Annotated in this window: 22 protein-coding genes and 1 tRNA gene; 5 read left to right on the top strand and 18 right to left on the bottom strand. The window is 59.6% G+C overall.

Features of this window, described 5'->3' with window-relative positions; genetic code table 11:
- Window positions 1-97 precede the first annotated feature (97 nt).
- From ptsP to thrS, 6 genes are all read right to left on the bottom strand, one after another.
- Window positions 98-1,801: a phosphoenolpyruvate--protein phosphotransferase gene (ptsP, locus tag ACYVI2_RS27385; RefSeq protein WP_415819694.1), complete on the bottom strand. Its 1,704-nt coding sequence runs from the start codon at window positions 1,799-1,801 to the stop codon at window positions 98-100.
- A gap of 61 nt (window positions 1,802-1,862) precedes the next feature.
- On the bottom strand, window positions 1,863-2,132 hold the full coding sequence (locus ACYVI2_RS27380; protein ID WP_415819634.1) for an HPr family phosphocarrier protein: 270 nt from the start codon (window positions 2,130-2,132) through the stop codon (window positions 1,863-1,865).
- Between the two features lie 4 nt (window positions 2,133-2,136).
- A complete protein-coding gene (locus ACYVI2_RS27375; protein ID WP_415819633.1) occupies window positions 2,137-2,535 on the bottom strand; it encodes a PTS sugar transporter subunit IIA in 399 nt (132 codons plus the stop codon).
- Window positions 2,536-2,545: 10 nt separating this feature from the next.
- Window positions 2,546-3,502, bottom strand: a complete 957-nt coding sequence (gene gshB / locus ACYVI2_RS27370) for a glutathione synthase (protein ID WP_415819632.1) — start codon at window positions 3,500-3,502, stop codon at window positions 2,546-2,548.
- A 149-nt stretch (window positions 3,503-3,651) separates the two neighbouring features.
- On the bottom strand, window positions 3,652-4,200 hold the full coding sequence (gene infC, locus ACYVI2_RS27365; RefSeq protein ID WP_209156465.1) for a translation initiation factor IF-3: 549 nt from the start codon (window positions 4,198-4,200) through the stop codon (window positions 3,652-3,654).
- 20 nt (window positions 4,201-4,220) lie between these two features.
- A complete protein-coding gene (gene thrS / locus ACYVI2_RS27360) occupies window positions 4,221-6,173 on the bottom strand; it encodes a threonine--tRNA ligase (protein ID WP_415819631.1) in 1,953 nt (650 codons plus the stop codon).
- A 377-nt stretch (window positions 6,174-6,550) separates the two neighbouring features.
- Here thrS and ACYVI2_RS27355 point away from each other — a divergent pair, with 377 nt between their 5' ends.
- From ACYVI2_RS27355 to ACYVI2_RS27335, 5 genes are all read left to right on the top strand, one after another.
- Window positions 6,551-7,282: a response regulator transcription factor gene (locus ACYVI2_RS27355; RefSeq protein ID WP_415819630.1), complete on the top strand. Its 732-nt coding sequence runs from the start codon at window positions 6,551-6,553 to the stop codon at window positions 7,280-7,282.
- A gap of 20 nt (window positions 7,283-7,302) precedes the next feature.
- The gene (locus ACYVI2_RS27350; RefSeq protein WP_415819629.1) at window positions 7,303-7,719 is read left to right on the top strand and encodes a hypothetical protein; all 417 of its coding nucleotides are present in this window, start codon (window positions 7,303-7,305) and stop codon (window positions 7,717-7,719) included.
- Between the two features lie 142 nt (window positions 7,720-7,861).
- Window positions 7,862-8,227 (top strand): hypothetical protein, encoded by a 366-nt coding sequence (locus ACYVI2_RS27345; protein WP_415819628.1) that lies wholly within the window; start codon window positions 7,862-7,864, stop codon window positions 8,225-8,227.
- Between the two features lie 113 nt (window positions 8,228-8,340).
- The gene (locus tag ACYVI2_RS27340; RefSeq protein WP_460490381.1) at window positions 8,341-8,583 is read left to right on the top strand and encodes a hypothetical protein; all 243 of its coding nucleotides are present in this window, start codon (window positions 8,341-8,343) and stop codon (window positions 8,581-8,583) included.
- A gap of 159 nt (window positions 8,584-8,742) precedes the next feature.
- Window positions 8,743-9,138, top strand: a complete 396-nt coding sequence (locus ACYVI2_RS27335) for a pyrimidine dimer DNA glycosylase/endonuclease V (RefSeq protein ID WP_415819627.1) — start codon at window positions 8,743-8,745, stop codon at window positions 9,136-9,138.
- Window positions 9,139-9,180: 42 nt separating this feature from the next.
- Here ACYVI2_RS27335 and ACYVI2_RS27330 read toward each other — a convergent pair.
- The 12 genes from ACYVI2_RS27330 to leuC form a co-directional block, all read right to left on the bottom strand.
- A tRNA-Val gene (locus tag ACYVI2_RS27330) sits at window positions 9,181-9,257 on the bottom strand.
- A 139-nt stretch (window positions 9,258-9,396) separates the two neighbouring features.
- Entirely contained in the window at window positions 9,397-10,362 is a 966-nt protein-coding gene (locus ACYVI2_RS27325; RefSeq protein WP_415819626.1) for a glycosyltransferase family 9 protein, read from the bottom strand.
- Between the two features lie 141 nt (window positions 10,363-10,503).
- Entirely contained in the window at window positions 10,504-11,160 is a 657-nt protein-coding gene (locus ACYVI2_RS27320) for a phosphoribosylanthranilate isomerase (RefSeq protein WP_415819625.1), read from the bottom strand.
- 29 nt (window positions 11,161-11,189) lie between these two features.
- The gene (locus ACYVI2_RS27315) at window positions 11,190-12,857 is read right to left on the bottom strand and encodes a TRAP transporter large permease (protein WP_415819624.1); all 1,668 of its coding nucleotides are present in this window, start codon (window positions 12,855-12,857) and stop codon (window positions 11,190-11,192) included.
- 2 nt (window positions 12,858-12,859) lie between these two features.
- Entirely contained in the window at window positions 12,860-13,483 is a 624-nt protein-coding gene (locus ACYVI2_RS27310; RefSeq protein ID WP_415819623.1) for a TRAP transporter small permease subunit, read from the bottom strand.
- A gap of 213 nt (window positions 13,484-13,696) precedes the next feature.
- Window positions 13,697-14,791, bottom strand: coding sequence for a TRAP transporter substrate-binding protein (locus tag ACYVI2_RS27305; protein ID WP_415819622.1), 1,095 nt, complete (start codon window positions 14,789-14,791; stop codon window positions 13,697-13,699).
- Window positions 14,792-14,994: 203 nt separating this feature from the next.
- Entirely contained in the window at window positions 14,995-15,801 is an 807-nt protein-coding gene (truA, locus tag ACYVI2_RS27300) for a tRNA pseudouridine(38-40) synthase TruA (RefSeq protein ID WP_415819621.1), read from the bottom strand.
- Window positions 15,802-15,806: 5 nt separating this feature from the next.
- Window positions 15,807-17,492 (bottom strand): type IV pilus assembly protein FimV, encoded by a 1,686-nt coding sequence (locus ACYVI2_RS27295; protein ID WP_415819620.1) that lies wholly within the window; start codon window positions 17,490-17,492, stop codon window positions 15,807-15,809.
- Window positions 17,493-17,708: 216 nt separating this feature from the next.
- Complete coding sequence (gene asd / locus ACYVI2_RS27290; protein WP_415819619.1) at window positions 17,709-18,839, bottom strand: aspartate-semialdehyde dehydrogenase; 1,131 nt, start codon at window positions 18,837-18,839, stop codon at window positions 17,709-17,711.
- 257 nt (window positions 18,840-19,096) lie between these two features.
- Window positions 19,097-20,173: a 3-isopropylmalate dehydrogenase gene (gene leuB / locus ACYVI2_RS27285; protein ID WP_415819618.1), complete on the bottom strand. Its 1,077-nt coding sequence runs from the start codon at window positions 20,171-20,173 to the stop codon at window positions 19,097-19,099.
- A 23-nt stretch (window positions 20,174-20,196) separates the two neighbouring features.
- Window positions 20,197-20,847 carry a 3-isopropylmalate dehydratase small subunit gene (gene leuD / locus ACYVI2_RS27280; RefSeq protein WP_415819617.1) on the bottom strand — a complete coding sequence of 217 codons (651 nt, stop codon included), beginning with the start codon at window positions 20,845-20,847 and terminating at the stop codon, window positions 20,197-20,199.
- Between the two features lie 13 nt (window positions 20,848-20,860).
- Window positions 20,861-22,264 carry a 3-isopropylmalate dehydratase large subunit gene (gene leuC, locus ACYVI2_RS27275; protein WP_415819616.1) on the bottom strand — a complete coding sequence of 468 codons (1,404 nt, stop codon included), beginning with the start codon at window positions 22,262-22,264 and terminating at the stop codon, window positions 20,861-20,863.
- Between the last annotated feature and the right edge of the window lie 213 nt (window positions 22,265-22,477).

The raw sequence follows: 22,477 nt of genomic DNA, 5'->3' as shown, positions 1-22,477 counted from the left end.
TTGTTGCAGCACAACATAAGCCATATTCCACTATGGCAAACCAGCAACATCACCAGGATTTAGGATTTTGTGCAATGCAACAAAATCTGCCGTATCGCTATCCCAGGCGATCCAGATCGACGCGCAGCGCGCGATTTAACGGCGTAGCCACCTTGACTCGCAGGTCATTGCTATGAGCACGCAAAATCTCGCGTTTGACGTCCAGAATCTGTTGGGAATGCATGGAAAACTCGGTCAAGCCGAGTCCCAGCAATAGACGCGTCAGACGCGCGTCTCCCGCCATTTCGCCGCATACCGCCACGGGCTTGCCCATACGGGCACCGACGTTGATCGTATTGGCGACCAGCCGCAATACGGCAGGATGCAGGGGGTCATATAGGCTCGCCACGTCATGGTCCCCCCGATCAACGGCCAGGGTGTACTGGATCAGGTCGTTGGTGCCGATGGACAGGAAATCCAGGGCCTCGGCAAAAGGCTCAATCGCAATCGCAGTGGCGGGCACCTCGACCATGGCACCGACTTCGATCCGATCGGCGTAGGCCTGGCCACGTGCGTCCAGCTCTCGTTTGGCCGCCTCGATCGCAGCGAACGCTGCCCGGACCTCGTGCATATGCGCCACCATGGGCAGCAGCAGCCGCACATGACCATGCGCCGACGCCCGCAAAATGGCGCGCAATTGCGTCGCGAACATGTCAGGGTGAGCCAGGCAATAGCGAATCGCTCGCAGTCCGAGCGCGGGGTTCATCGCGACCGTGGCTTCTTCGTCCAAGGTCTTGTCGGCGCCAATGTCCAGCGTGCGGATGGTCACGGGCCGCCCCGCCATGGTTTGCACGACAGAGGAATAAGCCTGGTACTGTTCTTCTTCGTTGGGCAGCGTATGACGTCCCATGAACAGGAATTCACTGCGGAACAGGCCGATGCCATGCGCCCCCGCAGCCAACGCCGCCTCCGCCTCATCGGGCAACTCGATGTTGGCATGGAGCACAATGTCGATACCGTCCAGCGTGACGGCGGGTTCATCGCGCAGCAGCGCCAACTCGGCGCGTTCGGCGGCATAAGCCACCTGACGGTCGCGATATTCCTGCAGCATCCGCGGCGAAGGGTTCACCAGCACGGCGCCCGTGGCGCCGTCCACAACGACCGTATCGCCGTCGCGCACCAGTTCTCGCACGTGACCCAAAGCGACTACCGCCGGCACGCCCATGCTGCGCGCCACAATAGCAGTATGCGATGTCGGGCCACCCAGATCCGTGACAAAGGCCGCAAAACGACCGCCCCGCAGACGCAGCATGTCGGCCGGAGAAATGTCGTGCGCCACGACGATCAAAGGATCGTCGCCATCCAGGTCCCCGGCGTCGGGCAAGATCACCGGGTTACCAGACAAGACTTGCAGCACGCGCTCGATCACCTGGCGCACATCCGCGCCACGCTCACGCAGATACTCGTCCTCCATGGCCTCGAACTGCTCGCCCAGAATCTGCCCCTGGGCAGCCAACGCCCATTCGGCGTTGTAATGACGCTCGCTGATCAGTGCTCGGGTCTGCTCGGCCAACAAGGGATCGGCCAGCAACAAGCAGTGCACGTTCAACATCGCACCCAGCTCGCGCGGCGCATCTGCCGGCAGGCTATCGGCCATTTGCTGCAGATCCGCCAAAGCAACTGTCAGCGCCTGTGTCAGGCGCTCGCTTTCTGCGGCAACGTCTTCTGGGGCAATACGGTAATGAGCAACCTCTAGAGAGGCGGCTCCCATCACCACCGCACGCCCTATCGCGTATCCTCGCGCCACGCCCTTGCCCTGCAAGGCGACCACGGCACTATTCACGGCAGCAGGAGCCGCCGTCACGGGACATTCCAGGCTAGGGTTATTCGTGCTCACCGAATTTGCTGTCGAACAAGTTCTGAATTTCAGAAAGCGCCTGCTCGGCATCGCCTCCTGAGGCCTCTAGACGTACGGTAATCCCCTTGCCTGCAGCCAGCATCATGACGCCCATGATGCTTTTGGCGTTGACACGCTGCGCACCGCGGGAAATGAAAATCTCACTGCCGAACTTGCTGGCCAATTGCGTCAATTTGGCGGCAGCTCGTGCGTGCAGGCCCAGCTTGTTAGAGATGATGATGTCAGAAATCGGCATAGAGTCAGTCTACCTGTAAACAACCTTGCACGCCGCCGGCCAATGCCTTGGCTCGCGCCTGCGCCAGGCCTTGATCACGCGAGGTCAAGGCCCGCAACAACATCGAAGTATTCAACCCAGCCACCACACAGCATTGCGTGCCCAGCGCCTGGGCCTCCGCGACGGCACGCTTGGCAATATTGGCAGGGGTAGCGCCAATCAAATCGGTCAGCACCAACACACCCTGCCCCTCGTCCGCAGCCCGGATGGCACTCAACAGGGAAGGCACCTGCTCCTCGGGCATGTCCTCTGGCTGGATATCGTGCACAGACATCCGGTTGCCTGCCTCGCCCAGCACGTGGACGGCAAACTCACGCATCGCCTCGCCCAATGGTGCATGCACGACAATGACAATACCCGTCATGACTGAGCCTCTATGCCACCGCGCGTTCGAGGGCCGCCGCAAACATGTCGGCCACATCAAAACCGGTTTGCTCGGCGATCTCGACGAAACAGGTCGGACTGGTGACGTTGACCTCGGTCACATAATCGCCAATGACATCCAGCCCCACCAAGAGCAGGCCCCGCGCGGCCAGCTTGGGAGCGACCTGCGCGGCGATCTCTGCGTCGCGCGCCGACAGCGGCTGGGCAACACCTCGGCCGCCGGCCGCCAGATTGCCGCGCGTTTCGCCCGCCAGGGGAATGCGCGCCAGCGAATACGGCACCGCCTCGCCACCGATCAGCAAAATGCGCTTGTCGCCCTGGACGATTTCAGGGATGTAGCGCTGTGCCATGATGGTGCGCTCGCCGTTGTCGGTGAGGGTTTCCAGGATGGCGTTCAGATTGGGCTCGACCGCCTGCAGGCGGAAGATACCTGTGCCACCCATGCCGTCCAGCGGCTTGACGATGACATCCTGGTGTTTGACATGAAACGCCTTGATCCGCGCCATGTCGCGCGTCACCAGCGTGGGCGCAGCCAAATCGGCGAACTCGGTGATCGCCAGTTTTTCCGGATGATTGCGGATTGCGGCCGCGTCGTTAAAGACCTTGGCGCCCTGGGCCTGGGCATACTCGAGCATGTGCGTCGAATAGACGTATTCCATGTCGAACGGAGGATCCTTGCGCATCAGCACAGCGCCGAATTGCGACAGCGGCACGTCGCGCGCCTCGCCATTGTCACGCCACCAATCGTGGCCGTGCAGATCGGCGCCTTCGACCAGTTCGATCGCGGTGCTGCGAGCCGACACAACACCCGCGTCGATGAACAGATCGCCCTGTAGCGCCACGCTCAGCGTATGGCCGCGCGCAACCAGGGCGCGCATCATGGCAACCGAACTATCCTTGTAGGCCTTCAGGCGCGGCAAGGGGTCAATAACGAATAAGACATGCATAGAGATATCCCGGTCGCGCGTGGAACACAACCCCACGCGTCATACCGCCATCGTAGCGTAAATGACCCGCCCGCGCCGGGCGGCTTGATGATCTTTTTGCGGCACCACGGGCAGCCGCGCAAAGCGGCTGCCCGTGGGCTCAAGCATCCTCAACCGGCGGCGTCAGCCTTGCCGGGCGTGCTCTTTTTGCGAGGAGCAAGCACCATGACCATCTGACGGCCCTCGAGCTTGGGCATGGCTTCGACCTGGGCCAATTCGGTCAGATCGTCGCGCACGCGTTCGAGAACGCGCATGCCGAGCTCCTGGTGAGCCATTTCGCGGCCACGGAACCGCAGCGTGACCTTGGCCTTGTCGCCTTCTTCCAGGAAACGGCGCAGGTTGCGCAGCTTGACTTGGTAGTCGCCTTCGTCGGTCGCCGGACGGAATTTGACTTCCTTGACCTGGATGACCTTTTGTTTGGAACGAGCTTCGGCCTGGCGCTTTTGTTCCTGGTACTTGAACTTACCGTAGTCCATCAGACGGCAAACTGGAGGATCCGCGTTGGGCGCGATTTCGACCAGATCCACGTCGGCTTGTTCGGAAAGACGGAACGCGTCGGCCAGCTTTACGATGCCCAGCTGTTCTCCGTCCAGACCTATCAGGCGCACCTCGGGGACACGGATTTCACCGTTGATGCGATTGGCTTTTTCAGTGGCGATGTTGACAACTCCTAAAAGATTTAAGCAGCACTGCTATCGGTATTGACGACGTCCCGGCGAGCGGCGACGTCTAGGGTCAAGCGGTCGGAGAAGGCTTCCAGCGTGATGACGCCGAGGTCCAGCCCGCCCAAACCACGCACCGCAACAGTGCCATTCTGCTTTTCCTTGTCGCCCACGACAAGGATGTATGGCACCTTTTGCAGGCTGTGCTCGCGGATTTTACGGGTGATTTTTTCCCCACGCAAATCGGACTGCACCCTAAAGCCTTGTTTTTTAAGGTTTTGCGTAATTTCGGCGGCATATTCGGCCGAAGGCTCGGAAATACAACACACGACGGCCTGCACCGGCGCGAGCCAAGGCGGCATCGCACCGGCGTGGTTTTCGATCAGCATGCCGATAAAACGCTCGAGCGAACCGAGGATCGCCCGGTGCAGCATCACCGGCGGACGGCGCTGGTCCTGCTGGTCGACGTATTCAGCACCCAAGCGGACGGGCATAGAAAAGTCGACCTGAATCGTGCCGCACTGCCAATGACGGCCGATCGCGTCTTTCAGCGTGTATTCGATCTTAGGGCCGTAAAACGCACCCTCTCCGGGCGAAACTTCGAACTCGCAACCCGTGCGCCGCAGGCTTTCCATGAGGGCGGCTTCTGCCGTATCCCAGACCTCGTCAGAGCCGATGCGCTTTTCGGGGCGCGTCGCGACCTTGTACAGCACCTCGGTGAAACCGAAATCGCGGTACACCTTTTGGAGGAGTGCCGTGAAATCAGCGCACTCATCCTGCAATTGGTCTTCGGTACAGAAAATATGGCCGTCATCCTGCGTAAAGCCGCGCACGCGCATCATGCCGTGCAACGAACCGGAAGGCTCATTGCGGTGGCATTGGCCGAATTCACCATAGCGCAAAGGCAGCTCACGATAGGAATGCAGGCCGGCGTTGAAGATCTGCACGTGGCCCGGACAGTTCATAGGCTTGAGGCCATACACGCGGTTTTCGGACTCGGTCGTGAACATGTTTTCACGATAGTTGTCCCAGTGGCCGGTCTTTTTCCAGAGCGAAATGTCCAGGATCTGCGGCGCCTTGACCTCTTGGTAGCCGTTATCCTGATAGACCTTGCGCATGTATTGCTCGACTTGCTGCCACAGGGCCCAGCCCTTGGGGTGCCAGAAAATCAGGCCCGGCGCCTCGTCCTGGAAATGGAACAGATCCAACTCGCGGCCGATCTTGCGATGGTCGCGGCGCTCGGCTTCTTCGAGCATATGCAGGTAGGCGTCTTGCTCGTCTTTCGTCGCCCAGGCGGTGCCGTAGATACGCTGAAGCATCTCGTTGTTGCTATCACCGCGCCAATACGCACCAGCGACCTTCATGAGCTTGAAGACTTTCAGCTTGCCCGTGGACGGCACGTGGGGCCCGCGGCACAGATCGATGAATTCGCCCTCACGATAGAGGCTGAGCGTCTCGTTGGACGGGATCGAGGCGATGATCTCGGCCTTGTACGCCTCGCCGATGCTCTTGAAAAAAGCCACCGCATCGTCGCGCGTCCATTCCTCGCGCGTCACGACCTCGTCCTTGCGGGCGAGCTCGGCCATCTTTTTCTCGATAGCCGCCAGATCCTCCGGCGTAAAGGGACGCTTGTAGGAAAAGTCGTAATAAAAGCCGTTTTCGATGACCGGACCAATCGTGACCTGCGCATCGGGAAACAAGGACTTGACCGCATACGCCAGCAAGTGCGCTGTCGAGTGACGAATCAAATCCAGGCCGTCGGGGTCCTTGGCCGTGACGATGGCCAGTTGCGCATCCTGATCGATGCGAAAGCTCGTATCGACCAGCTTGACCTCGCTGTCTGGCAGGGTGACACGGCCGCCCAGCGCGGCCTTGGCCAGCCCGGTGCCGATGGACTGCGCAACCTCGGCCACCGTGACCGGTGCCGGGAACTGACGCTGCGAACCATCGGGCAATGTGATCTGTACCATCGAAAATTTCCTGGGGGAAGAAACAACAAACGCGGCTATCGGCCGCGTTTTGTCTGGTTGCTTGTTGGGGTCTGCCGTCTACCTGACGAGAACCCGACGCTGATAAAACTAACGCGGCATGGGGCGGAAGTTTCCGGTCGTAGTTCGTGTCGGGCGAATCATCATGTGCTGGCCACCTGAGGCGGGCACGCAAAACAGGTAACAACAATCGGGCGCGTGCCGAGATACCACTATTGTATCACTCGACATCCAACAATACTCAATTTCAGATAAGTCTTATTTCTTGACCAATTCAGCTGCTTCATCTCAAAGCTGGCGTCGTTTTGGATAAGGTCGGCAATGGAACGTTTTGCCACCACTGGCCACACACCAGGACTATGTCAGCCATTACGACTTCGACCTCCCCCGAGCCCGCCGCGACCTCGCCCTACGTAGAGCGGCGTTACCTGCTGCTATCAGGTAGCAACCATCGAGTCCGTATCGCCATTCTGGACGACCATCCGGTCATCACGCTGGGCGTCGCCGCCTATCTGCGGGCCCAACCCGATTTTGATATCGTCCATACCGACACCTCGTCCGAGTGCCTGCTGCGCAATTTGCATGAGCATCCTTGCGACGTCGCATTGGTCGATTTTTATCTCCCCAAGCAAACCGTGGACGGCGTGGATTTCATCCGGCGACTGCGCCGCCACCACCCAAAGATGGCGATCATCACCTTTTCTGCAGGTGCTGCCGACGAAACCGAATACGCTGCATTCCGGGCTGGTGCGACGGGATATCTGCCTAAATCCGCGTCGTTGCCTACACTGGTCGAGGTCATCCGCGCCTCGTGCAATACCAATCTCGATGGCTTCATCACCTACAAAAACGGCGCGCTGAACATGACGCCGCCTCGCCACCCCGATACACGGCTGACGCTCGCCGAGATCGAGGTCCTGCGCCTGATCTCTCAAGGCCTGTCGGTCACACAAGTCTCCACTCGCCTGCTACGCAGCAAAAAAACCGTCAGCACACACAAACGCCGCGCCATGGCCAAGCTGGGCGTCGCAGACGACCTGGCCTTGGCCTTGTACCTGAAAGAGAAATTCGATCAGCCTGCCGGTCCCTGACCCTATTTCAGCGCCGACTTATGCTGCATATAGAGACTATCCTGTCGCTGTATCCCGATGATGCCACCCGGCTGTCGCTTTTGTCGCAAGCACTGGCTCACTCGCAGGCCGACTTGACTTCGCTACGCTATGCCGTCGATACCGGCGATCGCGACGCGGCCCTGGCCCACACCCACAAGGCCAAGGGCACAGCCAGTTTCCTCGGCGCCGACAAACAGACCTTGCAGCAATTCGATCAACTGACTCTGCTATTGCGAAACACGAATGATCCTGCGATTCACGTCGCGATGCCCGCCGCCATTCATCACGCATTCCAAGCCGTAGAGTCGATTTTGCAAGACCTGGAAATGTCGATACAGACCATGATCAATGGACTGGAAAACAACAAAACCCGCCTTCGCGGCAACTCATCAAAACGCTCCAAATCTAAAGGATAGTGAAGTGTCAACGAATCTTTACGATTCAGACACGTTCTGTGAGATCTCGGCCGTGAGAGCATCATCTCATTTCAACTCGATGCTTACGTAATATTTTTCCTTTACTAGACTCGTCACGTCGATATTTCACATGGCAAGTCACATGAAACCGATTAATCGCACCGACCGCATTCAAACCCTGCGCCCACGCGTATTCGAAATCGATACAGGCCTGTTTCGTGGATATGTAGATATTCGAGAACGCCAATCCGGCGTGTCGGCCTCTTCCAGATCCGAATATTGCCCAAATACTGCAGTATCCCGAGACCTGGCCGAACGGCAAGCATTGGATTTGGCCAAACACATTCGCACGGCCTCGCAACGCGTCGGCATACGCTCACAGTTGTTATGCGACAGTCTCAGTGACGGCCATGCGGGCCGTCACGAACTGGACAGCATTCCGGCATTTTTGATACGCCGCTCGGCGGCCACCCCATCGACACGCAAGCATCTGCGCGCAGTCGCTTGATATATCAAAATGATAGAAATTCCCATTTCTAATCTTACAGATTGAAATAGTCTGCGTATAATAAGGGTCGTAAGCAGCAAACAACCTGATTGAGTCGTAAAGGAGAGCCGCCCATGAGTATCGGAAGCGCCAATCCTGGCTGGATAGATGACCTCCCCACCCCCGCGGAAGCGCGAGCGCAACGAACCCTGCAGGCAGCGGAGCGTCTACTTGTCAAGCCCACCCCCGCCGCCCCGGCCGCCCCAGCCGCTCCTGTCTCTGCAGAGCATCAATTGCGTGAATATATGCAGGAAATGAGCCTGACACGCTATGGTCATGCGGGCGCCCTGCTCACGCGGCTATACGGAAAATCGTAATCGCGAAACACCGACCAAGTAACAGGGCTGCAAATCCGGCCGAAAAAAGCCGCCGTGGTCGACCATGGCGGCTTTTTTTATTCAGGCCATACGAACCCGTTTAATCATCATTAAGGAATGACACTTGAGCGCCAGGGTTATTTCCGTCTGAATAAAAATATGACTCGCATCAACTGCATTCCCGTACAAGAACTCAGCGGCCCGCATCTGGTCGCGGAATACCGAGAATTGCCCCGCGTTTTTGCGCTGGCGCAAAAGGCAGCCGCGCGCGGCATAACATCCCAACCCCGTGCTTACACGCTTGGGAAAGGCCACCTGCTTTTCTTTTATACACGACTGGATTATCTCGCCCGCCGGCATGCTGACTTGATCGAAGAGATGCGCCGCCGCGGCTACAAACCCACCTTTACTGGCATACGACGCGAAGATTATCCGACCATCCCGGACGGCTTCTGGGAAAACTGGGAGCCCACGGCAGAAGCCCTGCGCTTGAACCGCCAGCGAATCAAAGAACGGCATCAAGACGCTGAAAACAAAAAGGCCGCCAAGTTGTGATGTGGCGGCCTTTTTGGGGTAGTGATGAACTACCAGGAATCCTGGTAGGCGGTATTGGAATCGAACCAACGACCTCTACGATGTCAACGTAGCGCTCTAACCATCTGAGCTAACCGCCTGCGCAAACTGCGAAGAAATGAGATTATGCACGAGTTTTTTTAGCTGTGCAAGTTGGAGCAAAATTTCCTTGCTGTCGGGGGCATCCCCAAGGAAAAAAGCGCTCTTGGGGTGAGCCCATACATGCCACGGATGCACGCATCAACGCTGCCCGCTGGCCTGCCTCTCGTACTGAATCATCAAACGTCGAAAAGCCGTCAACACTTGCCCGGGCCGTAGCCAACGACGCCAGAGTAGATCGCGCCATCGCCCCCCGGGGATATATGCGGGATACACAATGTGCGAAGGCGCCCAGCCAGGACGCCAGGCACGCGTACGAGTCGGCCTGCCCGTCACGGTCAAAGTCGGGATTCCCAGATTGGAAGCGAGATGCCCTATTCCGGACTCATTACCGATGAACCAGCCGCATTCGTGGATGAACTTTGCCACATCGGAGAGTGATTCCGATTGAAAAACAGCCAAGCCGTTTTCTTCGAGGCAGCGCCACTGCCCTCTCTCGTGCCCGGCGAGGATATAGACCGGGTCATAGCCTGCACGCTTCAGGCGCAAACCGAGTTCGACAAAGTGCGACGCCGCCCAGCATCGTTGCTCACTGGAGGATGAAGGATGTACCGCAACCCTTCTGGCGTATTGTCGATGACGCAGACCGTTCAGAGGAACCAGACCGTTGCCTACCTCGCTATTTTTTAGACCAAGCTGATCTATGCAGTAATCCCGGATTTGATTCAGCTTGACGAAGCCTCTGCCAGTGATGACGACATGCGCGTCATAGTAAAAATATCGCCGCGCGTAGTTGTGCAGAGCATAGGGCCACCCCACATGCATCTGCGCCACGCAATCGTACTCGGACAAGGCTTGCGCTGCCTCGGACTCGGGCAACGACGGACGAACATCGATATCAGGAAACCAGGCGCGCAGTTGATACACATAGTCGCCAAAGACCGTGACGTTGCGCCCATTGATGGCCAGATTTTGCGCCATGGTCATCATGAGCAAGGTATCCCCCAGGCGCGGGGCCATGAGTATGGCTACCCTGGTGGCTTGTCTTAGATGCTGTTGATGTTCGGCAGCCAAATAACGAGATGTGCCGGAAAGGAGGGTCGCCATGCGTCAAAAATACCTCTGCCAGGCCAGGAACGGCCGCAACAGGTCAGAGGATAGACAAAATCGGACTCCCGCAGATCTGTTTGGTTAGATTACAGCACGGACATGTGAAAAATGCACGATTCTCAATTACGCCATGATGAATTATTGGCGTTGCTCATCCGCCTGCCGTACGACACGCATCAGGGCGTGGATCTTGTCTGCGGACTTCAGACCAGGAGCGGTTTCCACGCCACTACTCAGGTCGATTGCCCAGGGGCGCAAAGCCTGGATGGCCGCCGCGGCATTATCGGCGTTGAGCCCCCCTGACAGGACAATGGGCCGCGAAGCCGTATCTGCCCGGACGGTCGATAGCAAGGCATGGTCAAAAGCCAGGCCACTACCACCGTAGGCGGCACTGTAGCTGTCGAATAGCCATCCCGCCGCCCCGCCGTAGGCTCGGCACGTCTCGGCTAAACCGTCGGGCGTCTCGAGCCCAGGGGCACCGACACGGAAAGCCCGCAAGAAACGCGCGCCGTAACGCGTGCAATCCTCGACGGATTCGTCACCGTGGAATTGCAGCAGGTCGGGACCGACCTGTTCCAGCACCGCGCGAACATCGGCGGGATCTGGATCCACAAACAAGGCCACTACATCGACAAAGGCGGGCACCGTGCGGCGCAAGGCTGCAGCCTGAGCCGGGGTGACGTAACGCTTGCTGCGCGGATAGAACACGAATCCGATCGCGTCCGCCCCGGCCTGCACAGCCGAGGCGATATCTGCTTCGCGGGTCAAGCCGCAGATTTTGACGCGAGTACGCATAACGCTATTTGAAAACCAGGTTGTAAAGATTACTTGAACGCGGCGCCAGGATCGCCACCCTCGTCACCGTAAATGCTGGTGCCATAGGTCGTGTCGATTTCGATCTTGACGCTGCTGGGATCGACCGTGGACTGGCCCGCCTTATAGTGCATCACCATACCAGGGAAAATCATAACAGCAGCCACCATCACCAATTGGATGATAATGAAAGGCACCGACCCCCAATAGATCTGACCCGTGGTGACCGGCTCGATACGCTGACCGGTGACTTTGTCGCGATAGGCGTCCTTGGGCGCCACCGAACGCAGGTAGAACAGCGCGAACCCGAACGGCGGATGCATGAACGAGGTCTGCATGTTCACTGCCAGGATGATCCCGAACCAGATCAGGTCGATGCCCAGCTTGTCGGCAACCGGCCCCAAGAGCGGCACGATGATGAATGCCAGCTCGAAGAAGTCCAGGAAGAACGCCAACACGAACGTGAGCACGCTGACCACGATCAGGAAGCCCCATTCTCCGCCAGGCAAGCCAATCAGCAGATGTTCGACCCACAAGTCGCCGCTGACGCCCCGGAAGGTCAAGCCGAATACCGTCGAGCCCACCAGGATGAACACCACGAAGCAGGACAGCTTGGTGGTCGTATCCATAGCTTGGCGCAGCAGATCCAAGGTCAACCGTCCGCGGATCAACGCCATGACGATGGCCCCGACGGCGCCCATGGCCCCGCCCTCGGTGGGCGTCGCGATACCGATGAAGATGGTCCCGAGCACGAGGAAAATCAGGAACAACGGCGGGATCATCACGAAGGTGACGCGCTCAGCCAATGCAGAAAGCATTTTCAGACGGAACACCTTGTTGACGATGGCGATGACAAAGGCGGTCAGACCCCACAGCAGCAAGCTCAGGACGACCTTCTCGTCAACCGGCGCGGTGTCTTTTTCCAGCCATTGCGTCAGCAAATACGCCGAGGCAGCCGAAATCAACATCAGCACCAATAGCGAACGGCCGCCGCGGGAGCCATTCGGCTCACGAAAGGTGCGCGCTTCTTCGGGCAACGCGGGGGCCGACGATGGCTTGATGAACGACATCAGTACGATGTAGGCGATATAGGAGCCCGCCAGCAGAAACCCAGGCACCATCGCAGCACGGTACATGTCACCGATCGAACGGCCCAATTGGTCAGCCAGAATGATCAGCACCAGCGAGGGCGGAATGATCTGCGAGAGCGTGCCGGATGCGGCGATCACCCCGGATGCCAGACGTCTGTCATAGCCATAACGCAGCATAATGGGCAGCGAGATCAGGCCCATCGAGATGACCGAGGCCGACACTACGCCGGTAGTCGCGGCCAGCATCGCGCCCACCAGCACCACGGCAATCGCCAAGCCGCCACGCAGCGGCCCGAACACCTGACCGATGGTCTCAAGCAAGTCCTCTGCCATCCCCGATCGCTCGAGCACCAGCCCCATCAGCGTAAAGAACGGCACCGCCAGCAAGGTATCGTTGGACACGATGCCGAACACCCGCTGAGGCAAGGCCTGAAACAGCGAGGCGCTGAACAGGTTCAATTCCATACCGATCAAACCGTACAGAATGCCGTTCGCAGCCAGTGCAAATGCCACGGGAAAGCCCAGCAACAAAAACACCACCAAGGTGCCGAACATGATCGGCGCCATATTTGCGATGAAAAACTCCATGATCATTGGCCCTTGTTTTGTTGTTGCAGGGCCGCCGCTTCGCGATCTTGCGCTTCGCGGGCGATCTCATCGGCCAATTGCTCTTCGGCGGATTTGCCCTCGGCGCGTGCCAGCGGATCCGGCGCCTGGCCGCACAGGTAGCCCACGCATTTGATCAAGCGCGAAATCCCCGCGAGCACGAGCAGCGCAAAGCCGACCGGAATCAACAGTTTGACCGGCCAGCGGACCAAGCCACCGGAGTTTGAGGACTGTTCGTTGGAGATGTACGAATCCATGAACATCGGCCAAGACAGGTACATGATCAAGATGGCCATGGGGAGCAAGAAAAACAGCACCCCGAAAATCTCGATGTAAATTTGCGTACGCTTGGAGAGCTGGGAGGACAGGATGTCCACCCGGACGTGTTCGTTTTTGAGCAGGGTGTAGCCGGCGGTCAGCAGGAACATGGCACCAAACATGTACCACTGCAGTTCCAGCCAGGCATTCGAACTGGTTCCGAATACCTTGCGGACCACCGCATTGCCGGCGCTGACCAGCACCACCAACAGGGTGACCCATGTCACGGCTTTTCCAACCCGCACATTCAGCGCGTCGATGGCGCGCGATAAAGCGAGTAATGCTTTCATGATGGGAATAATGAGCTAGATAGAAGGTCGCAACTAGCCAAATACGGCATAGCGCACGAGCATGCAGGGCCCCGCCCGGGGTGGCCGGGCGACAGACTTCGGCAATGCGCCACTCCTGTCGCCCCAGCTTTTGGCGGACACGAAAACGAGCGGAAACCTTAGATTTTATAACGTTACGCTCGTTTGCCCGCCGCCCTGCCCTTGAGGGCCTATTTACTTGCCTCGGCCAATGGTCCCCATAAAGCCGTCGAAACTGCCTTCGGCCACGCGGAACCATGGGATCTCGTTGTCACGGAACGCCACCATGTCGTCGTAGATCTTTTTGAAGGTGGCATCCTTGGCGGAGAGCTCTTGATAGACCTTGACAGCCTCGGCGTAGCAGGCTTCCATGACCGGCTTGGGAAAGGCCTTGAGCTGAGCGCCCTGCGAGACCAGGCGGCGCAGTGCAGCCGGATTTTCGGCGTCATAGGTGGCGATCATGTCGTTGGTGGCAGCCGCGGAAGCCTGCGCCAGGACGGCCTGATAATGTTTGGGCAGCTTGTTGTAGACCTCTTGGTTGACATACAAGGAGACCTGCAGCGTGCCTTCCCACCAGCCTGGGAAATAGTAGTTCTTGGCGACTTTGTGGAAACCGAGCTTTTCGTCGTCGTACGGTCCGATCCATTCGGCGGCGTCGATTGTGCCTTTTTCCAATGAGGGATAGATATCGCCACCCGCGATCTGCTGCGGCACCACGCCCAAACGGGACAACACGGCACCGGCAAATGCGCTGGCGCGGAATTTCAGGCCCTTGAGGTCGTCAACGGTCTTGATTTCGTTGCGGAACCAGCCCCCCATCTGGGTGCCGGTGTAGCCGCAAGGGAAATTCACGATGTTGTACTTTTGGAAGAGTTCGCGGGTCAGTTTCAGGCCATTGCCATGTCGCATCCACGCGTTCATTTGGCGCGTGTTCAGGCCGAAAGGCACAGCGCCGTCAAAACACAGCGCGGGGTCCTTGCCATAGTAGTAGTACGAGGCCGTATGACCGCATTCAATGGTGTTGTTCTGCACGGCGTCGAGCACCTGCAGCGCAGGCACGATTTCGCCTGCGGGAAAGGCTCGGATATTGAATTTGCCGTCCGTTGCTTCGGCAACGTATTTGGCCAGATTCTCACCGCCGCTGAAGATTGCGTCGGCGCTGCGGGGAAAACTGGACGCCAGGCGCCAGTTGAGCGTGGGGGATTCTTGCGCGAGAACGGGTGCGGCAAGCGCAGCACCGCCAGCGGCGGCACCTAACGTGGCCTTTTTGAGGAACGAACGACGTTGCATGAAGGGAGTCTCCTGATTGGACAACGCTGCAAACGCAGGCCGCTCGTGTGAAGCGGCCGCGCATTGTGGCAGCTCGTGTAAGAGGCTGCCGTTGTTGTGTAATGCTGGGGCCTTTTTAGGACGTCGCCGCATCGCAGCAAACGTGGCCTTTTGCGTTCGCAATCATATAGTGACAATTGATTGCTGCCCCCCTGCTGATAACCCTAAGCAGACGTAAAAGGCGACAGCAGATGGGATCCGCCATCCAACTCTTTCAGCTGGAATTCAGGAGGGTATTCGATCGCGGACAGGTAAAGTCCATCAGGAGAAAACGTGGGTGCGGCCAAACGGCGGTCTCGCGCCGCCAACAGTGCAGCCATCCAGGAGACGGATTCGCGGCCCTGACCGATTTGCAGCAATGCTCCCATCAGGTTGCGCACCATGTGGTGCAAAAAAGCATTGGCGCGCAATGTGAAGACGAGAAAAGGACCACGGTCCTGGATGTCGAGTTGATGCAAAGTACGCACTGGATGGCGAGCCTGGCACTGCGAGGAGCGGAAGCTGGAGAAATCATGTTCGCCAAGCAGCGTCGATGCCGCCTGTCTCATTGCGTCTACATCCAGCGGCTGAAAACACCAGCCTGCTCGCGCGGCCCACAGGGGCGGCCGCACGCGGCCGCGCCAAAGCAGATAGATGTAGGTGCGAGAGCGTGCCGCAAAGCGTGCATGGAATTCATCCGGAACCGATTGTGCCCACTGAACGGCAATGCTGGGCGGCAGAAAGGCGTTGACGCCGCGTACCCACGATTCGTCGCGACGCGCCAGAGGCGTATCCAGATGCACGACTTGCATGGCGGCGTGCACACCAGTGTCCGTACGGCCGGCGCAAATCGTGGGCACGATGCCGTCAATGCCGCTGAAACGGCCCAGCGCCGCCTCTAGCGTGTCCTGCACCGTTTGACGGTGCGGTTGTGTCTGCCAGCCTTGCCAGGGGGAGCCGTCATAAGCCAGCCCCAATGCCATACGCGCCATGAGTGTCAGACGCGAGGCCCGCGAGCGCGAGGCTCGTCGGTCGGCGGTTTATTCAGATCCAGGTCGATGCCGTCCAGCTTGCGAGTGAGCAAGCTGGCATCCAGCACCGGCTCTCCGCCATAAGACGCGTCCTCGTCCTCGTTTTCGTCTGCACGGCGAGCGCCGGCACGGCGCAGCAGCCATGCGATGATCAGTACGATCAACGCCAGGATGGAGGTCACGACAACCAGGAGATTGTCAGTCAGCCAATTGCCTGTGGTGGACGTGGAACCCGCGCTATTGGCGCCCGAGGCAGCGGCGAGGTCCTGAGCGGCTGCCTCGGTTCCGGCGGCCTCAGTTCCAGCAGCGTTGGACGCGCCCGTTGCATTGGAGCCTGATGTGCCGGCACCTGCCGCACCGGCCCCTCCGGCTGTTGAACCCGTTGCACCTGTGCCACCGCCCCCGGCCGCGGCACCACCAGTGTTTGCACCGGCAGTATTTGCATCGCCAGTTGCGCCTGCGACACCTGCTCCTGCACCTGCCGCGCCGCTGCCTGTGGTACCTGTCCCAGCACCCGCAGCACCGCCACCTGCATTACCGGCTGCGGCACCTGCGGTACCGTCAGCACCTGCAACGCCAGAGCCACCTGCCGCATTATTCTGATTCGCGTCACTCCCCGCCGTACCACTGCCCGCAGCCTGGCTCAGCGCATCGACGTTGCCTTGCAGGGTCTCGACACGCTGCTGCGCATCCTGCAAAGCATGCTGCTCGGAGGTACGCGCATCCGCCTGGGCGTCAGCCTGGGCTCCTGCGGCGTCGGAGGAACTGAGACGCAAACGGTCTTGTGAGGTTGCGGCAGCGCTGCCGCCTGAGGGCGACGCCTCGCTCACGCGGCCACCACCGGCATTGGCACCCTCGCCGACCGCGGCCGCACCGGCAACCGCCGCGCCCGCACGGCCGCGATAGCGTGCAAAGGCCTCGGCCTGCTCGACATAGATGCGACGCGCCTCGGCCGGATCGATTGCGCGGACCGTAGCTGCATCGGGGATCGTCAGCGTTTCTCCCGCACGCACCAGATTCATATTGTTCTGGATGAACGCCTGAGGGTTGGCGCGCCATATGGCTACCAGCATCTGATATACGCTGGCGTCCGACACGCCATTACGGCGGGCAATGCGAAACAGGTTATCTCCCGCACGCACGGTCTCTGCCGAGGCGGGCGCCGCGCGGTCTGCGCTGACGGATCCAGTACGCGCCGACTGAACCGGCGCTGCGGCCGCACGCTGCGGCACCAGAATGGTGACCTGGACCTGGCGATGGCCGGAGCTGGACTGCAGATCGAGCAACAGATCCACAGCCGATGTCGCCAAGGGCTGCGAAGATTCAATGCGAATGTTTTTGCCCGTGGTTCGCGGACCATCCTGCACACTCACACGCGCAGTGTTCAGGGGCACTGGCGGCTGCAATCCCGCACGCTGCCATGCGGCGGCGTCGGCCAGCGAGACCTTGAGTGAAGCCAGCTCCTCAGCCGTGACATTGTCGAGCGGCACTACGATTTGCAGCGGCGCCCCCGGCGCGGAGATGACGCGCGAATGCCCCACGGTCGCGGCATGCGCCGTTGCCCCCATCGAGGCGCCCAATGCAAGCGCGATGGCCCATTGCGAAGCTTTGATACGGTGGGTCGGCGAAAAACGACGTGAGCGCAATGTCATGTTGGGAAATCCTGCTGGACGAATCGGGTTACCGGCCAATGCTGGGCGAAAGTGTAATAGATCGACCTTGATTCACAAACCTGCCATCAAGGCTGCGGCAAGGACAAAATGGCAGAAAGGCACCCGCAGGTGCCTTTACCGAGCCCGGCCAAAACCGGACAAGCCTGAATGCGAAACGCCGCTGTCTCAAACCGTCAGCGGCGCTGCGTACGACACTCAGGCCTCGGACAATGCGATGCGCAACATGCGGCGCAACGGCTCGGCCGCCCCCCACAACAGTTGATCGCCTACCGTGAACGCGCCCAGGTATTCGGAGCCCATGGATAGCTTGCGCAAACGGCCGACCGGAATGTCGAGGGTTCCCGTCACCGCGACCGGCGTGAGCGCACGCACGGTGTCTTCTTTGGTGTTGGGGATGACCTTGGCCCATTGGGTGCCTTCGGCAATCAGGCCCTCGATTTCGTCCAGAGGCACATCACGCTTGAGCTTGATGGTCAGCGCCTGGCTGTGGCAACGCATGGCGCCGATCCGCACGCACAAGCCGTCGATCGGCGTAGCGGGCGTACCGAAGGCCTCGCCACGGCCCAGGATCTTGTTGGTCTCGGCTTCGGCTTTCCACTCCTCGCGCGACATGCCGTTGCCGAGGTCCTTGTCGATCCAGGGGATCAGGTTGCCGCCCAGCGGCACACCAAAGTGCTCTTGGGGCAAAGCGGGATCTTGTTGAGCGGTCAACACGCCGCGGTCGATTTCGAGAATGGCCGAGGCCGGATCGTCCAGCAGAGGCTTCACAGCCTGGTTCAGCAGGCCGAATTGCGTCAGCAGTTCGCGCATGTGCTGCGCGCCACCACCCGATGCGGCCTGGTAGGTCATGGAGGTCATCCATTCCACCAGGTCGTTGTTGAACAGGCCGGCCAGGCCCATCAACATGCAGCTGACGGTGCAGTTGCCGCCGACGAAATTGCGCACGCCGCGCTTGAGCGCCGCGTCGATCACCGGGCGGTTGACCGGATCGAGCACGATGATGGCGTCGTCCTTCATGCGCAGGGTGCTGGCAGCATCGATCCAGATGCCGTTCCAGCCCGCGCCGCGCAGCTTGGGGTAGACCTCGGTCGTGTAATCACCGCCCTGGGCAGTCACGATAATCGGCAGTTTTTTCAGAGCATCAATGTCGTAGGCATTCTGCAACGGACCAGCGCCCTCGGCCCACGTGGGCGCGGCACCGCCAGCGTTGCTGGTGGAAAAGAATACGGGATCGATCAGGGCGAAGTCGTTTTCGTCACGCATGCGCTGCATGAGAACGGAACCGACCATGCCGCGCCAGCCGACCAGGCCTACTGCTTGCGTCATGTTCAATGCTCTTGAGGTTGATAAATAAGAAAAAAAGCTAACGATTCCGACAATTTATCAGAATAAGCGGGATTATGTTGCGCTGCGGTGGTATTAGGGACAAACCACGGCCCACATTGGCGTTGCGAAAGCGCCACCAAGGCAGCTACGGGTGCACTCTGTGCGCGAAAAGTCTGGATCAGGCTGCGCCGCGCCTAATGGCACCGCCCCCGGACATGAGGTCATGCCCGGGGGCGGCTCAATCAAGCAGAGGAGGATCAGCCCAGTGCTTTCACCACGGCATCGCCCATTTGCGAAGTGGACACTTTGGTGGTGCCTTCTTCGTAAATATCAGCGGTGCGCAAGCCATCGGCCAGTACCTTGCGTACGGCAGCTTCGATACGGTCCGCTTGCGCGTTCTGGTTCAGCGAGTAGCGCAGCAGCATGGCAGCCGACAGAATCGTCGCCAGCGGGTTCGCAATGCCTTGGCCCGCGATATCCGGCGCCGAGCCATGGCTGGGTTCGTACAGGCCCTGCCCCGACTCGTTCAATGCAGCCGAAGGCAGCATGCCGATCGAGCCTGTCAACATGGCTGCCTCGTCAGACAGAATGTCGCCGAACAGGTTACCCGTCACGATGACGTCGAACTGGCGCGGGTTGCGTACCAATTGCATGGCCGCGTTATCGACATACATGTGCGAAAGCTCGACATCCGGATAGTCACGCGCGACTTCGATGACGATGTCGCGCCAGAACTGCGAGGTCTCGAGCACGTTGGCCTTGTCTACGCTGCACAGCTTTTTGTTGCGCTTGCGAGCCGATTCGAAACCGATGCGCGCGATACGGCGCACTTCGGAATCCGCATAGCGCATGGTGTCGAAGCCTTCGCGCTCGCCGGCGAAAACACCGTCTTCGGCAGTACGCACGCCGCGCGGGGTGCCGAAGTAAATATCACCGGTCAGTTCGCGAATGATCAGGATATCCAGGCCCGACACGATCTCGGGCTTGAGCGACGAGGCGCTGGCCAACTCGGGATACAAGATCGCCGGACGCAGATTCGCAAACAGGCCAAGCGCCTTGCGCAGGCCCAGGATGGCCTGCTCGGGACGGAATTCGCGCGGCAGGCTGTCGTATTTCCAGTCGCCTACGGCGCCGAACAACACGGCATGCGATTTGCGCGCGAGCTCCAGCGTCGCCGGCGGCAGCGGATGCTCGAATTGGTCATAGGCGGCGCCGCCCACGGGGGCTTGTTGAATATCGAGCGGCAAACCTAATGCACTCAGCACGCGCACAGCCTGCTCGACAATCTCGGGACCAATGCCATCACCAGGCAGCACTGCAATGTTATGTGTCATGAAAAAAACCTATGTAGGAAGACTCAAGCAATGGGCCGGCTTTCCAGCCAGGGATGACGCGCCAGGCGTTCTGCCTCGAACGCACGGATCTTGTCGGACTGACGCAAGGTCAGGCCGATGTCATCGAAACCATTGATCAAACAGTACTTGCGGAAAGGCTCGATATCGAACGACATTTCGCGGTTGTCCGCCGCGATCACGACTTGGCGCTCGAGATCGATGCGCAGCTTATAGCCGGGGAATGCCTTGACCTCGTCGAACAAACGCGCGACTTCCAACTCGGACAGCACAATAGGCAAGAGGCCGTTCTTGAAGCTGTTGTTAAAGAAGATATCCGCGTAGGACGGCGCGATGATGGCGCGAAAACCGAACTGCGTCAGCGCCCAGGGGGCGTGCTCACGGCTGGAGCCGCAGCCGAAATTTTTGCGCGCCAGCAATACCGAAGCGCCGCGGTAGCGCGGCTGGTTCAGCACGAAATCCGGATTCAACGGACGCTTGCTGTTGTCCATGCCAGGCTCGCCGTGATCCAGGTATCGCAGTTCGTCAAACAGGTTCGGACCAAAGCCGGTGCGTTTGATGGATTTCAGGAATTGCTTGGGGATGATGAGGTCGGTGTCGACGTTCTCGCGATCGAGCGGGGCCACCAGGCCTTCGTGAGTGGTAAATGCTTGCATGATGTCTGAGCTCTTAGCGGAAGTTGCGGACGTCGACGAAATGACCGGCTACGGCAGCAGCGGCGGCCATGGCGGGGCTGACCAAATGGGTGCGCCCCCCCTGTCCTTGGCGGCCCTCGAAGTTGCGGTTCGAGGTCGACGCGCAGCGCTCTTCGGGTTCGAGGCGGTCGGCGTTCATCGCCAGGCACATCGAACAGCCCGGTTCGCGCCATTCGAAGCCGGCTTCGATAAAGATCTTGTCCAGGCCTTCGCGTTCGGCTTGCTGTTTGACCAGACCCGAACCCGGCACCACCATGGCTTGCTTGACGTTGGAGGCCACGTGCTTGCCACGGGCGACGGCGGCGGCCTCGCGCAGGTCTTCGATGCGAGAGTTGGTGCACGATCCGATGAACACGCGATCGACGCGGATGTCGGTCAACGGGGTGTTGGGCTTGAGACCCATGTATTGCAAGGCGCGCTCCATGCCGCTGCGGCGCACGTCGTCTTTTTCGCGATCGGGATCGGGCACACGGGAATCCACCGACAAGACCATTTCGGGCGAGGTGCCCCAGGTGACTTGCGGTTTGATGTCTTTCGCATTGACCTCGACCACGCGGTCGAATTTGGCGCCCGCGTCGCTATGCAAGGTGCGCCAGTAGGCAACCGCCTGGTCCCACAATACGCCCGAGGGCGAGAACGGACGGCCACGGAAATATTCGATGGCCTTGTCGTCAACGGCAACCATGCCGGAACGTGCACCAGCCTCGATGGCCATGTTGCAGACCGTCATGCGGCCTTCCATGGACAAGCCGCGAATGGTGCTGCCGGCGAATTCGATCGCGTGGCCGGTGCCGCCTGCCGTGCCGATGATGCCGATGATATGCAGCACGACATCCTTGGCCGTACAGCCGAAAGGCAACTCGCCCTCGACCTTGATCAGCATGCTTTTGTTCTTTTTCATCAGCAGCGTCTGCGTGGCGAGCACGTGCTCGACCTCAGAGGTGCCGATACCAAAGGCCAACGCGCCCATCGCGCCGTGCGTGCTGGTATGCGAATCGCCGCACACCACCGTCATGCCCGGCAGCGTTGCACCCTGCTCCGGTCCGATGACGTGCACGATGCCTTGGCGCAGATCGGCCATGCGGAATTCGGTAATGCCGTATTTGTCGCAGTTGGCGTCCAGTGTGTCGACCTGCAGTTTCGAGATCGGGTCATCGATACCGCGATTACGGTTGATCGTGGGCACGTTGTGATCCGCGACTGCCAGGTTGGCACTGATGCGCCAGGGCTTGCGGCCAGCGATGGTCAGGCCTTCAAAGGCCTGCGGACTGGTCACCTCGTGCAACAGGTGCCGGTCAATGTAGAGCAAACAGGTGCCGTCGGATTCCTGGTTCACGACGTGCGCGTTCCAGAGTTTGTCGTAGAGGGTTTGGGCCATGAATAGACTCGCGGAATATCCGGCAGCGCCGGTGGGGACATCAGAATCGATGTCTCATTATGCCCATGCTCTCAACCTAGTACAACGGCAGCATTTATCCTAGTATTGGAACCACCACCTTTCTGATGAGCAATGGCGGGCGGCAAACCGGATGTCCTCAAACAGAACCGCCCCATCAGGTGGGGCAGTTCTGCTCAAAGCCCGCCGCAATTG

The organism is Bordetella tumbae, assembly GCF_054780995.1.
Note: the sequence above shows the minus strand (reverse complement) of the source record. Positions and strands in the feature narration are given on the sequence as shown.

Bases quoted from the DNA above. Each gene is read 5' to 3' on its own strand.
- asd (WP_415819619.1), bottom strand. From the start codon at position 18,839: ATGACGCAAGCAGTAGGCCTGGTCGGCTGGCGCGGCATGGTCGGTTCC.
- leuB (WP_415819618.1), bottom strand. From the start codon at position 20,173: ATGACACATAACATTGCAGTGCTGCCTGGTGATGGCATTGGTCCCGAG.
- ACYVI2_RS27380 (WP_415819634.1), bottom strand. From the start codon at position 2,132: ATGCCGATTTCTGACATCATCATCTCTAACAAGCTGGGCCTGCACGCA.
- ACYVI2_RS27310 (WP_415819623.1), bottom strand. From the start codon at position 13,483: ATGAAAGCATTACTCGCTTTATCGCGCGCCATCGACGCGCTGAATGTG.
- ACYVI2_RS27375 (WP_415819633.1), bottom strand. From the start codon at position 2,535: ATGACGGGTATTGTCATTGTCGTGCATGCACCATTGGGCGAGGCGATG.
- thrS (WP_415819631.1), bottom strand. From the start codon at position 6,173: ATGGTACAGATCACATTGCCCGATGGTTCGCAGCGTCAGTTCCCGGCA.
- truA (WP_415819621.1), bottom strand. From the start codon at position 15,801: ATGGCGCGTATGGCATTGGGGCTGGCTTATGACGGCTCCCCCTGGCAA.
- ACYVI2_RS27325 (WP_415819626.1), bottom strand. From the start codon at position 10,362: ATGGCGACCCTCCTTTCCGGCACATCTCGTTATTTGGCTGCCGAACAT.
- ACYVI2_RS27295 (WP_415819620.1), bottom strand. From the start codon at position 17,492: ATGACATTGCGCTCACGTCGTTTTTCGCCGACCCACCGTATCAAAGCT.
- leuD (WP_415819617.1), bottom strand. From the start codon at position 20,847: ATGCAAGCATTTACCACTCACGAAGGCCTGGTGGCCCCGCTCGATCGC.
- ACYVI2_RS27305 (WP_415819622.1), bottom strand. From the start codon at position 14,791: ATGCAACGTCGTTCGTTCCTCAAAAAGGCCACGTTAGGTGCCGCCGCT.
- ACYVI2_RS27340 (WP_460490381.1), top strand. From the start codon at position 8,341: ATGAGTATCGGAAGCGCCAATCCTGGCTGGATAGATGACCTCCCCACC.
- ACYVI2_RS27345 (WP_415819628.1), top strand. From the start codon at position 7,862: ATGAAACCGATTAATCGCACCGACCGCATTCAAACCCTGCGCCCACGC.
- ACYVI2_RS27320 (WP_415819625.1), bottom strand. From the start codon at position 11,160: ATGCGTACTCGCGTCAAAATCTGCGGCTTGACCCGCGAAGCAGATATC.
- ACYVI2_RS27335 (WP_415819627.1), top strand. From the start codon at position 8,743: ATGACTCGCATCAACTGCATTCCCGTACAAGAACTCAGCGGCCCGCAT.
- ACYVI2_RS27355 (WP_415819630.1), top strand. From the start codon at position 6,551: ATGTCAGCCATTACGACTTCGACCTCCCCCGAGCCCGCCGCGACCTCG.
- leuC (WP_415819616.1), bottom strand. From the start codon at position 22,264: ATGGCCCAAACCCTCTACGACAAACTCTGGAACGCGCACGTCGTGAAC.
- ACYVI2_RS27315 (WP_415819624.1), bottom strand. From the start codon at position 12,857: ATGGAGTTTTTCATCGCAAATATGGCGCCGATCATGTTCGGCACCTTG.
- ACYVI2_RS27350 (WP_415819629.1), top strand. From the start codon at position 7,303: ATGCTGCATATAGAGACTATCCTGTCGCTGTATCCCGATGATGCCACC.
- gshB (WP_415819632.1), bottom strand. From the start codon at position 3,502: ATGCATGTCTTATTCGTTATTGACCCCTTGCCGCGCCTGAAGGCCTAC.